Raw genomic sequence first — 12,171 nt, 5'->3', positions numbered from 1 at the left:
CTAAGAAAATCAATCGCTTAGCGTAAAGTTTCTAACGGATTGCATCTTCAATTATCATCCTTGATAACACCTGGTAAACGCCTTTGCGTTGTATCAGCTCAAGGATTGTTCAACGTACTGGCGGGTAGTTACCAGGCGCAAGCCCGAACAGCATTAGAAATTATACCATCCCTTGAAGCTGAAAGAGTTACCGGACTCTCTAAACACATCACCTGAACACTTAGCGATACGTTCCGCGCTTCGTGCGGCGCTCAATAATTCTACACGTCGAGATGACGTTGCAGAAAATAAACAGTCGTAATGTTGGTAAGAGTTGGCGCGAGCGGCTATCAACATGTTTTAACCTACCGATCATGGAGCTAAATGGTTTGTATTGCTAGAAATCTAATAAATTGTACAAACATCATGGATCGTTAACCTTAAATTGTCGAAATGCCTTGGCACCACCCAGACGACAAGAAAGAGGATAGAGTCTGCCGAAAAGTTTCGGCTGGATTGCTATAAAGTTCATCAGTATGATTGCTGGCACAATCAGTGATTGAGAAACAATTTCTGAGTGATAAAGGACGATACGATATGAAAGTGACTGATGAGGCGTTGTTACGTTCAGGATTTACACCATCAGATTTGCAGAAGATAAAAAACAACGTTGAAAGCTACGGCGGAACCATGGGGGAAGCGATTCAGGATCTGGCTAATCGATTCAGGGGTGTTTTATGGATAACATCGGCATGTTTGATGGTTTTTATCCTTTTAGTGTTGTTTATTGCGAAAGAAACCGTCGTGGGTGGTGGGATATCAATTCTGATCGCAATAGTCATCGTTGCATTTATTCAGCCTCCAGTCCTTTCTTACAAATCCTGGCGGTTCTGGAGAAAATTCAGAGGCTAATAGTTCGATGTGTCAGTAGAAATCAGGTCAAATATTACTTTAGCCTTAAGTCCATAACCTACTATTTTCATTGTTAATTTGGGACGGCTCATCGTGTCGACCTTGCGATAGAAATCACGGGGCATCCATTTAAATAGCCTCCATGCCTCGGGTCTTCTGGCTAATCCAAATATGCTATATACACTTGCAGTTAACGTAATAGCGTTATAAATCGCAAGTCCTGTTTCAGGCTTGAAACCCATAAACTGGGCCGCTTCCATAGTGCCATCAGCCACAAAGCCCTCTGTTTTGTATTGTTTCCCATATATTCCAGGAATCATTTCTTTTGACAGACCGTTAATGCCATCTGTTACAAGGATAGCCCCTGCCAGCATACCAAAAGTGGACTGACCCCACGCCCGTAGACAAATTCTGTCCTCACGATGAGGCCTGTTCGAAGGCCTCCGGACTGACGCCGCCGAGGTGACTGTGGCGCCGGGCCCGTTTGTAGAACACTTCAATGCCACCGAACTTCTTACGTCAGGCGTAAAAGGTGGCGTCAGAAAAACACCCCTTGATGAGTATGTCCTTACGTTGCTAATGAAAACATTACTGCCATCGTGTTGTGTTAATTAATGGAGAGAGAGCAATGTTTCAAATGTCTAAAAGTGTACATATTAATTGTTGTAAACAATTTTGATGATATATAAATTATCCCCCGAAGTATTGGAGGGTCAGGGCAAATCTTTCTCTTTATATAATATTGAATTATACAGCATGAGATCTGTAGGGAATTCCGTTGCAAATTATCTGGTGTATATAACTTATTTAATATTAATAAATATCACGCTAGAAACGGTTCCTTCTAGTGTATTTGCATCAAGTATAACTGCGGGAGATAATGGGTTTTCAATTTCTATTAACTGTACAACCCCAGCCAACGTCGCACTGAGTTTTACCGGAGATACGGTGGATGCAGAAAATGGCGTTTTTATAAATACTTCAGAAATAACGGGGGGCAGGTTGGAATACAGTTACTGGATAAGAACAATACCCCTGTCGAAATTGGCAAATCGACAAACATTGGTAGTGTAACTGGAGAGTGTAATTATCCAATGACAGCGCGTTATTACCGACTCTCTAACAATGTACCTCCTGGTGAGGTTAACGCGATTGCTAACGTTTCAATAATATATAACTGACTTTTTTAGGTATTGTCGACATTGACTGACGGGCCAAACGTAGATGGAGCAATGTTGACTGCTCATACTGTAACGTCACAAATATGATAGTGTAGACAGTTAAAGAAAGTCACGTTACGGACCTATAGACGCAACGATGAAGATAAAAAGAAAACCCAGAATTGCAGCTCTGGCTTCTTTTTATCTTCTCGGTTGTACTCATCGATAGATAAAATGAGAAGCAATATATCACTTATTATTGTTGTTTGACACTCCTGTCAATAGACCCAGTCATCCGGGCAATACCTCAGCACTTTTTTACTTTATTTCAATGCTTATCTTCTGCTTTTTTTATACAAATATCGGGGTTTAATTATGCTTAATGTTCTTATTAGAGATCATGACACTCTCTATATGAGTAGCTTAAAATTATTTTTGTCGGAGTTGTTTTTATCTTATTATCAGAGGGATGTTGATTTCTTGCCGGTATTTGATGTTGAAAACGTCAGTAAAGCAGATGTTATCATTATTGGGTTTGGGCCTGGGGAGTTTTATACCTGCACTCCGGAGTTAAAATTTCGTAAAAAAAGCATTATCATCGGTATTGTCGACCATGAAAAAGAAACACCAGGCGTCATTAAAACATGTACTCACGATATTGTATTTATCCGGCGAGATTTGTCTTTGAAAGACCTACAAAGAAAAATTATAAGCTTATTGAATCAATCTTATAAATACTCAGGAGTTGACGCGTGTAGAAGTTGCTGCGTTAATAAATGTAACGTGTTATCGCTTCAGCAGATGCGCATTATGTCTCGTCTGTCTCGCGGCCAGGCAATCTCTGATATAGCAAGAGAGTTAAGCATAAGCAATAAAACGGTTTATTCCCAAAAACATTTAGTGATGAATAAGTATCAGTTATCCAGTAACTTTGAGCTGCTTATGTTTCTGGAAAACTTGCAAGGTAAAAAACGGATGGATAATTGATATTTAAAATTTTGGTGTAAAAAAAGTATCGCAACGGGCCACTCCCCGCGTTCCATAGCACTCTTTCTTTATCCGCTCGCGTTTCAACAACTCGAAAAGCTTTCTGTAACCGCGTTATTGTGACCGTTACCGCGACGGCTTTTTTAATATGTTACGTTCGTCGGCAACCCATCACACATCTCCTGCAGCTCATTAAACATTCTTGCTACGTGGAAACCATCGCACACGGAATGATGGACCTGCACCGCCATAGGCAACAACACTTTTCCATCCTGTTCGTAGTATTTTCCAAACGTGAACATCGGGGAAAAGAAGTTCTTCATGTGCGCAATGTTCATTGTAAAGTTCGTAAACGTTACCCAGGGAATAGACGATACGAAAAAGATATTTTCCCGTGACTCTTCCTTCGGCCATTAAGAAAGGTTATTGCCATAGCGGGCAACGTCTTCTGCATAGGTGTTCTGGAAGTGATGAATATTGCCGTCGAAATGGCTCCACAGTGACGAAAAGGTCTCTGCTTCAGGGTGGAAAATGGTATAGCTGGGATGAATTTCATTCCATATAACAAGCTCATTGTCCTTCATGGCCATACGGAATTCCGGATGCCGGTTCATGATTTTAGAGAGGAGGGAAATAATCGTCGGGTAAAACTTCCAGCCGACTTCTTTGATATGTTTTCGCAGCGCGGTAATGTCGATCAGAACCGTTTGGTTAATGGTACACTCAGCAAATGACTGGAAAACTTCAAAATGCTCCTTCCTGGCCCAGCGAGATAAATCAACAGGTGTATAGGCCGGGGCTATTTTTTTCATTGTTTAACCTTTGATTATCAATCGACTAAAGGGTTTTAGGCCAGAAAAAGCCGCGCAACCATTTCAACCGTATCTAATCTTCCTGTCAATCTCAGGCTGTGGTTTTCCGAACAGGTATCCCTGGACGAGATCGCAGCCAAGCGCCTGAAGACGTTCAAGCTGCGCTTCGGTTTCAACACCTTCTGCAATGACCCTCATATTGAGGCTCTTCGCCATGCCGGTTATCAATTTAACGATATTAAGGGCATCATCCTGCGTGGATATCGGGTTCACGAAGGATTTGTCGATTTTAATTTTATCAAAATTCAGTTCACTCAGTCGTGAGAGCGACGAATAACCCGTACCGAAATCATCGATTGAAATTCTTACACCCAGCGTTCTCAGCTTTTTGAGAATAGTGAGCGGCGTGTTGCTGTCGCTGAAGAGCGATGACTCCGTAACCTCTAATTCAAGACGGTTTGCCGGAAGTCCTGTCTCCTTCAGGATGGACTGTACCATTGCCGTAAAGGATTTCGTGCCCAACTGAACGGGTGAGACGTTCACAGAGATCCTTGCCGGAACCGTCCAGGAAACCGCTTCCCGGCAGGCAAGCTCCAGCACGGTTTTGCCGATCTGATTGATCATCCCCGTTTTCTCCGCGACGGAAATAAAGTAATCGGGTGATAGTAGCCCCTTCACCGGGTGTATCCAGCGAATAAGCGCTTCATAGCCGTAAATTTCATTGCTGAATGAATCGACAATAGGCTGGTAATAAACAACGAATTCATGGTTATCGATGGCCAGTGCCATATCATGTTCAAGGGTTCTACTTTCCTGCAACTTTTGCAGCATCCACTGACGGAAGACTTTAATCTGCTGTGAACCCTCTTTTTTGGCTTCGTAGAGCGCCAGATCGGCAAATTTATAAAGATAATCAGAGCGCCGTTCATTATCCGATAACACGATACCCACACAGGTGGCGATTTTTATCAGCTGGTTGTTAATCGTATAGGGCTGGCTGATATGTTCGCTGATTTCTTTGGCACGCGAAACCGCTGCTGCTTCAGTGAGTCCACTGGACAACAGGGCAAACTCGTCTCCGCCCAAACGGTAAAACGTATCAGTGGCGCTGCTCATTGAGGTGAGGCGTCTGGATACCTGATTCAACAGCAAATCTCCGGCATCATGGCCATAGGTATCGTTGACCTCTTTGAAGCGGTCTAAATCAAATAACATCACCGTGACGGGAATGTGGTTTTTATCTGCCTGAAGATTAATTTTGTTGAGATCGTCCCAGAAGAAGAGGCGGTTTTTCATGCCGGTGAGGGAGTCATGATAAACATCATACTCCAGCTTCGAGTTCTGAATTTGCAGCGTTTCTTTTGATATCTGAAGTTCGTCAGCAAGGCTTTTAACCTGCATGTGCGCTTTGAGAATGTTTTTATTCTGGTAGATCATTAAGAAACCAAGAATAAAGCTTAATATCACCAGCAGTAATGAAAGTACCGAATAAATATAATAAAGTATCTGTATTTTATGGTTGGATTCATTAACCGTGTTAATATCTTTCGTCAGTGCCGTTGCAGAAAGCTGGCTCAGCGGCGCATCGAGATCGTGCATATTTGTCAGGTATGCCTGTAGCTCTGGGTGGCTCATTTTTTCAAGATGGCTATCCAGATAGGCCAGTATTTTCTCTAAGCGCAAAGCGAGCTCCTGATGCGCTTTATCGCTGTCAATATAGCGACCTAAATCTCCCCCTTTCATTAAATCGCTCTGGCTTAACATAATTTCGAGACGCATGCGGACCTGGTCTATCGTAACGTCATCAGTATCGGTTGCGTATAGACCAAGCCATGATTCAAAACGGTAATACTCTGATACCAGTTGTGCCACGGACCAGGACTCAGTGTATTGAGTCAGTTTTTGCAATTCCTGCTGTCGATCGTAAACAAGGAATGCAATATATCCTGTCGTGATAAAAAGAGAAAAAATGATACCAACCAGTATCCTGTTCATTATGTTCTCCTGAACGACTACTCAATCTTAATTTTGCTAACCTGCCATGCTGAACGCGAGTAATAAATTTGATTATTCAACTCAGGAAGACTGTCATAGGGGTATACAATGAACGATGGGCCTTTATCGCGAATGCGCATATATTCGCCATTGATCTTTAAGGCAAGTATGGCGTTGTATTTTTTAAAGTCGCTGAGAGGGATCACGGTAGAGTAATCATTGAGCGCAATAACATTAACGTTAGTTCCCTTCGCACCCACATAATCCATGAGTTTATTCATGGGAACACCCTCAAACTTCGTACGACCGTTATACCAGGGAGATGTTGTCTCAAAACTCACCACACCCAGTTTTTCAAGGCTGGCGAGATCAAACACTGCTTTTCCATTTTCATTGGTATTTTCTATATTACCGTAAATCGTTAAAATGGGTTTACCAACTGGTTTTGGCAGCTCGCCAGCCCAGGTTACACTTTGTACGAGACAGCATAACAGCAGTAGGGTTAATCGCATTTTGACCTCCACCTTTTTAACATAAGTATAAGAATTATAATTTAGATATCACACGAGTTGATATATTTTGTTGGGGAGTAAGGGGTTTTATCGTTTTTGTTGAGATAAACTCATTTTAATCAATGAGTTAGGTGTTGCGGATGACAGAGGGTTTGATACTCGAGCGACGCTTAACTTTTTGATAAAAGCTAAAATTGTGGGCACAAATGCTCTTCTGTTTAAAAAATAGTCGCTTTAACTGATTGATATTAACTTCCACGACAATTTTGGGGTGTCCGTGGCTTTTTGGGGCGCGAATCTGGAGATTAAACACGCGTCCCGGTTGTGTCTGTAGCTTCAGGATGACGATGATATGTGAGGACTCGAACATTCCGATTGTGCTTGTCCCGCATCGCTTTACTTACTTCAGGTCATCCTGGATGGCTGACGCCGACTTATCCCCTCTCGCCATGCTGGAAAACACTTCGTCCCGGTAGATCCACGCATGAACGAGTGCGGCAGAGAGATGGACCAGCACCACAGCAAAAAGCAACTTTGCCAGAAGGCTATGGGCGTCGTGACACCAGGCATACAGCGCTGGGCTGGTCGGGACAATCGCCGGCAGGTTGACGCCATCAAACATCACAATCGGCAGGCCCGCTGCCGACAGTTGCGCCCAGCCCAGCAGTGGCATTGCCAGCATTAACCCATACAACATCCAGTGTGATGCCTTTGCGGCAAGCACCTACCAGACGGGCAAATCGGCAGGTAGTGGAGGCGTCCGGCTAAGGAGCCGGTTGACCAGACGCACCACTGCCAGCAGTAAAATGGCGATACCCAGCGGCCGGTGCAGGTCGATTAACCAAATCCGGTGATGTAACGACGTCATCATCGCGGCACCGATGAAAAGCATCGCCAGGATCATCCCCGCCATCAGCCAGTGCAGGCTTCGCGCCAGGATATTGAAATGCTGCGTTGCGTGCTCTCGTATATTTTTATTCGGGCTCATTTTACCTCCTGCTTTTGCACGGCTTCAGTGGCCTTGCCGTAGCCGATTTCCCGCTCGCGGCGACTGAAAGAGTGGGAGTAGGCTGCGGAGCGGGCGTTTAAGATGGGATCATCAGACACCGCAACGCCTGCAGGAACGACAGAAGGATCAAAGTTAACGTCGCGGCACGCGCCTGTGGATTGAGCTTCGACCCGCGTCACTTCCAGCGTGCCGGCCACCATCTGCTTGCGATCCTCAGGCCATGGCTGGGAAGGATCATCCACCGGATCGCCCGGCTGTGCGAGCTGCAAAACGTAATCCCAGTAGAGTGGCTTCTGCGCCAGACGCTGACGCAGGTTTTCAAACAGGAAGTTGTCATCGGCTTTCTGTCGTTGTTCAGCGCTCATCGAAAGGAAAGGCTCGTGCGGACGCATCATCCAGCGAACGGCCTGGCGATCTCCCTGCGCGTTCACAAGATAAAAGGCGTTAATGCTGTAAAACGTCGCGCCCGCGAAGCTGGCGGGCGCGGGGTTTGTGCCGCCCATTTAAGGTATTTCTCCGCCTCCGGGTACGCTTTCAAAAAGTCTGCGAGACGCTGTGGATCCGGTTTGCCGGTGGCTGCATCGACAGCCGTGGCTTTGCGCAAGGCCAGAAAACCTTCCGGGCTGTGCGTGGCGAAGAAAGGCTCGTTGTTCATCGCCATCCGCCATTGTTGCTTGTCATCTGTCTTCAGCATCAGCGCCATGCTCAGGGTTTTGGTTGTACTATCCGGGGCATGGGGATCGCCGGTACCAATAGAGAACCGGCCCACCAGGGGCACTTCCTGCTGCGAGAAGAGGCGGGAGGTTGAAAGAGAATCCGTCGATCCGTTTGGCGTAAAGGTGCCGGTAAAGCAGATGCCTTTTCCATGCGCGCGGCGAAAACCCGGCGGGAAGGGTTTCGGTGTTTCACCTACCAGTGCCTCGCTGACCGTGCGTGAACCAAGCCAGCCCTCCGTCCATGCAAAAGCAGATGCCAGCGTACCGGCGACAACGGCGATCGCTGCCAGCGCGCCCCAGGTTTTTTTGGATTTTAAATCCAGTTTCGACATAGACGTTTTTCCGGAACAAAATATCTTCACATGTCATGCACAACGTATTGCGCGTGACATGTGTTAATACGGTGGCGAATATGGCTCGAGTATAGAAACTAAGGGGCGTAAAGAAAGAATATCACGAAAAGTTTAAACCTTTCCGCTGTCAAAAAGGCCGGTTTACTCATCGTGTCGGAAGTTATGACCGAGCCGGTGACCCAGCGAGAAATAGTGGCGAAACAGGTAATAGAGGGGATTCCATTTCTCCATGTTAAATTTCACCCCTCTCTGAGTACGAATTAATAATGCCTCAGAAACGTGGACGCAGGTTATCGCGGCATCAACGGACACCAGGTTCCCCTGTGAACCTGTCAGGGGCGCTATACCGCAAACCCGAGCCTCTATTTGTACAGGACACTCTTTAATTCTCAATGAGTTAATCGTTACTGCCTTTTCTTTATGGAAATTTCCGCAGCTAAATTTATCCGGTTCAAAAACATATCCCATCTTTTTCTTCCATTCCGGTGGGGATGCTTTTCCCGTTTTATTTGCGATAGCTTCAATATTCGGCCAGAGCCTGCTGTCCGGAATGTTCAGAACAATATCGGGGTTGCCCGTGATATTTTCATAACACTTTCCGGAGGTGCCAAGCCCGAATACGATATTCCGGTCAAGGATCCACCACGAGGAGACCGGACTCAGGTTGGTTGAACCGTCAGGATTTTGGCTGGAGATAATGGCGACCGGTGTACCAAAATATAAAGAAGCAAAATCGACCTGCTGGGTTTTCATTTTATCATCCTCTGATTAACGAAGGCCCAGTCTACGTTGTGCAAACGTGCGTTACTTCGGTGAAGCGTGAAGTAAAATGCGGCTCACGGAATATCCAGGAGCGCAATGTTAACCGCTTCTTCCTGAGCAGGGGGAAGACACCACGTTCAGCCTTTAAGGAAATAAGATCGTGTAAAATCAGGAGCCCCCATATGCTGGGCTCCTGGTTTATTTGCCCTTATTTTTGTAAAGCATCGAGATGCAAGCGCCACAAATCATAGCGTTCCTCTCCCGGTTTAACGGCTCCCGCGAAGTGGTCACTGAGGCGACTCGATGTAAATACAAGGTCTCCGTTCGGACGGATTGCCGGCGTGTCTGGCCAGCGCACCTCTTCGCTTGCCGCAATCAGCGACATGGAAAGGGTCTTAGGGTCGTATCTGACGATACCATTGCGTGTGACATCGGTAATGTAGAGGTTACCTTTTTCATCTGTCACCATACCGTCGGTGTTGCCTCCCACTCTGCCCAGATCGCGGATCTTTTCGGCGATTTGCACATCGGTTGAAGCTGGCTGTCTGAGTATTGCGGTCGGTACCGCATAAGCACGCGTGCCGGTTGTCACTGTCCAGTACAGCGTGTTCGCATCGGGAGAAAGTGCAATGCCATTGATGCCAATCAGCAATGGTTTACCCGGCCATACTTCAGCCCCGTGCGAGACAACGTTAACGCCAGGTTCAATCTGCAGCGCAGGGTGACGATCGAGTACGCGTCGTGCCCTACCGGTGGCGAAGTCCACGACAATCACGCCCACACGGTTTTCCGGCGCACTCCGCGAGCCGCTGTCGGAGATAAAGGCGACACGGCGGTTCTCATCGACCACCACATCATTAAGGAAGCTGGCCTTGCGGTCCGCTACGCCATCCAGGGCGATACGTTTGATGGTGCGGCCAGAGTGGAGATCCAGTACAAGCAGTTTCTGCGCCCCCACGGGGGATTCTGTTTCGCCTGCAACAAACCCCATGTCCAGCGCCCATAGCCAGCCGTTTTTACGGTCAACATAAAAACCGAGTACGTTGCGCAGGCTCTCAGCCGGATCGGTGTTTACCGCATTCCCCTCGCGGGAGGGAAACGCCGTCAGGCGGGCAGGGCCAGACTGCACAGTGGTATCAAGAATGCTTAATGTCGCGGGAGCCGCAGCTGAAACCAGCCGGGGCGTGCTGACAAAGGCCCGGTCCGTTGCATCAAAGTGGATACCCGCAATAGGGGCATTGACCGAACCGGAAAACGTCGCCGGTATCTTTCCGTCTTGAGCGGCATCCCAGCTCACGCCGGCGTAGCTTCGCCAACGCTCCAGAGGCGGGTTATTCGTCGCGTTGACTACACTCGGGAAAGTAAACAATGCCGCCAATGCGATGGCGGGCAGAATAAGGGGGCGGTTGAACATTGAAAGTCTCCGGTGGCACGTTCAGGTGATGAATGCAGGCCACTTTACTCATCGCCCAACGGGAGATAAATTAGCCAAATTGAAAAAGATTTGTTCCAGAGAGAGCAAAATGAGCCGTAAATTCGATTACCTCGGAGACGTTGAAGTCTTCATTGCTGTTGTTGAACACGGCTCTTTTACTGCCGCAGCGGTTGCCCTTTCAACCACACCTTCGGTACTGAGTCGCGCGGTTACCCGCCTGGAAGCGCGTCTTGGAAGGCAGCTGTTACAGCGCACGACCCGCCGGGTGGGGCCGACTGAAGCCGGGCGTGTCTATGTTGAGCAGGCGCGCTCCGCGTTTTCTCTGCTTGATGACGCCGAACGCGATGGACGCGGTCAGGAGGGCGATCTGACCGGTCGCGTGAAAATGAGTGTCCCGACGACCTATGCCCACTACCGCCTGCCGCCGCTGCTGGCATGCTTTACCCAACAATACCCGCGCGTTCAGATTGAATTGAACATTACCAATCGCAACGTTGACCTGATCGCGGAGGGATTCGATCTGACGATCCGTCTGGGACAGTTGCCTGACAGTGGGCTTGTGGGGCGAAAGCTGGAAGACGCGGCATTGCTTCTGGTCGCCTCCCCGGACTATCTGCATCGAAGAGGGAAACCTCAGACGCTGGAGGAGTTGCAGCGCCATCAGTGCCTGCCGTTTATCATGCCGCGTACCGGTCGCATTGCCCCCTGGGTATTTCGGGATGAAGGGCGCGATATTGACTGGTTGCCGGGGTCAACCATCGAAATATCAGACGATGTACTCGGCGTGGTTTCGCTCGCGGAGCAGGGGATGGGGATCTGCCAAAGCTATGAATTTATCGTCCAGGACAGAATACAGCGCGGCCAGTTAGTTGAGGTGTTGCCACAACTCCAGGGACGGTCGCGACCTTTCTCCGTGCTGTTCGCTCCGCACCGACGTCAGTCAGCAGCCACCCGGGCAATGATTGACCTTCTGACCCGGCAAGAATGATAAGGGCGAGTCCACCATGAAAAAAGCGCGTTTTTCCTTTTGGATCCCTCTCATCGCGGGCGGGATAGCACTGATATCGGGTTTTGTGGTCTGGTCAGTCAACATTTACCGCGTGACATACCTTTCGATCCGCGGGGAGCAGTACCTTGCCTGTGGGGCGTTGCTGCTGGCGCTGGTGCCGATGGTCTATTTCATCAGAAAGGGGAGACTGAAAGGTAAGCGCCTTGCTGACGCGGTGAAAATCTACCTCGGCTTCTTTATTTGCAGCCTGCCGGTTGCCATGTTCGTGGTCTTTACAACGGCCTGGCTGCTGGAGGGGGACTATTCGGCCTGGAGCAACCCTTACCGGTATGAGTCCAGTACCCGCCACAGTTGCTCGGGTGCGGAAGTCTACGAGCCGGAATTAAAGAAGGAGATCCGCATCTGTAACCCGCAGGGTAACGTTTATTCCGATACCATCCTTTATGTGGAAAAGCGGAGCAATGCCCTGGGGATTGTGGTGCTCTGGGCTATCACGCGCGCCTGAACCGGGGAAAGTCAGGGCGCGAGAA

General features: G+C 48.0%; 12 protein-coding genes and 3 pseudogenes. 5 read left to right on the top strand and 10 right to left on the bottom strand.

Translation table 11 applies throughout. The features are described 5' to 3' along the window. Positions 1–576 precede the first annotated feature (576 nt). Positions 577–891, top strand: coding sequence for a hypothetical protein (locus INF68_RS10970; RefSeq protein WP_109846586.1), 315 nt, complete (start codon positions 577–579; stop codon positions 889–891). Here the strand turns inward: INF68_RS10970 and INF68_RS10965 are convergent. Beyond that, positions 888–1,265 carry a DUF4225 domain-containing protein gene (locus INF68_RS10965; protein ID WP_109846585.1) on the bottom strand — a complete coding sequence of 126 codons (378 nt, stop codon included), beginning with the start codon at positions 1,263–1,265 and terminating at the stop codon, positions 888–890. The genes INF68_RS10970 and INF68_RS10965 overlap by 4 nt on opposite strands. A gap of 528 nt (positions 1,266–1,793) precedes the next feature. Between INF68_RS10965 and INF68_RS23500 the strand changes: the two genes are divergently transcribed. Together INF68_RS23500 and INF68_RS10955 are read left to right on the top strand one after the other, a co-directional pair. Beyond that, positions 1,794–2,072, top strand: a complete 279-nt coding sequence (locus INF68_RS23500) for a fimbrial protein (RefSeq protein WP_126786074.1) — start codon at positions 1,794–1,796, stop codon at positions 2,070–2,072. Between the two features lie 354 nt (positions 2,073–2,426). Beyond that, the gene (locus INF68_RS10955) at positions 2,427–3,038 is read left to right on the top strand and encodes a LuxR C-terminal-related transcriptional regulator (protein ID WP_126786059.1); all 612 of its coding nucleotides are present in this window, start codon (positions 2,427–2,429) and stop codon (positions 3,036–3,038) included. Between the two features lie 21 nt (positions 3,039–3,059). Here the strand turns inward: INF68_RS10955 and INF68_RS10950 are convergent. The 9 genes and pseudogenes from INF68_RS10950 to INF68_RS10915 form a co-directional block, all read right to left on the bottom strand. Then, positions 3,060–3,178: pseudogene (locus tag INF68_RS10950) on the bottom strand (IS3 family transposase); the annotation flags it as partial. A 3-nt stretch (positions 3,179–3,181) separates the two neighbouring features. Then, a pseudogene (catA, locus tag INF68_RS10945) lies at positions 3,182–3,850 on the bottom strand (type A chloramphenicol O-acetyltransferase). Between the two features lie 63 nt (positions 3,851–3,913). Then, entirely contained in the window at positions 3,914–5,845 is a 1,932-nt protein-coding gene (locus INF68_RS10940) for a bifunctional diguanylate cyclase/phosphodiesterase (RefSeq protein WP_109844790.1), read from the bottom strand. A 17-nt stretch (positions 5,846–5,862) separates the two neighbouring features. Then, a complete protein-coding gene (locus INF68_RS10935; RefSeq protein WP_126786058.1) occupies positions 5,863–6,357 on the bottom strand; it encodes a molybdopterin-dependent oxidoreductase in 495 nt (164 codons plus the stop codon). 400 nt (positions 6,358–6,757) lie between these two features. Then, positions 6,758–7,345: pseudogene (locus INF68_RS10930) on the bottom strand (cytochrome b). After that, on the bottom strand, positions 7,342–7,869 hold the full coding sequence (locus INF68_RS23425) for a catalase (protein WP_252058469.1): 528 nt from the start codon (positions 7,867–7,869) through the stop codon (positions 7,342–7,344). Before INF68_RS23425 ends, INF68_RS10930 begins: the two are co-directional and overlap by 4 nt. Next, on the bottom strand, positions 7,794–8,414 hold the full coding sequence (locus INF68_RS23420) for a catalase (RefSeq protein WP_255518587.1): 621 nt from the start codon (positions 8,412–8,414) through the stop codon (positions 7,794–7,796). Before INF68_RS23420 ends, INF68_RS23425 begins: the two co-directional genes overlap by 76 nt. A gap of 162 nt (positions 8,415–8,576) precedes the next feature. Next, a complete protein-coding gene (locus INF68_RS10920) occupies positions 8,577–9,188 on the bottom strand; it encodes a flavin reductase family protein (protein WP_126786057.1) in 612 nt (203 codons plus the stop codon). Positions 9,189–9,405: 217 nt separating this feature from the next. Continuing rightward, positions 9,406–10,611 (bottom strand): L-dopachrome tautomerase-related protein, encoded by a 1,206-nt coding sequence (locus INF68_RS10915; RefSeq protein ID WP_126786056.1) that lies wholly within the window; start codon positions 10,609–10,611, stop codon positions 9,406–9,408. A gap of 109 nt (positions 10,612–10,720) precedes the next feature. Between INF68_RS10915 and INF68_RS10910 the strand changes: the two genes are divergently transcribed. Together INF68_RS10910 and INF68_RS10905 are read left to right on the top strand one after the other, a co-directional pair. Next, positions 10,721–11,620 (top strand): LysR family transcriptional regulator, encoded by a 900-nt coding sequence (locus INF68_RS10910; RefSeq protein WP_109844793.1) that lies wholly within the window; start codon positions 10,721–10,723, stop codon positions 11,618–11,620. Between the two features lie 16 nt (positions 11,621–11,636). Then, entirely contained in the window at positions 11,637–12,146 is a 510-nt protein-coding gene (locus INF68_RS10905; RefSeq protein ID WP_109844794.1) for a hypothetical protein, read from the top strand. The last annotated feature ends 25 nt before the right edge of the window (positions 12,147–12,171 follow it).

The sequence above is a fragment of the Enterobacter cloacae complex sp. P16RS2 genome (genome assembly GCF_014982155.1).
Lineage (GTDB): Bacteria > Pseudomonadota > Gammaproteobacteria > Enterobacterales > Enterobacteriaceae > Enterobacter > Enterobacter cloacae_M.
This window is presented reverse-complemented; position numbering and strand designations above follow the sequence as displayed.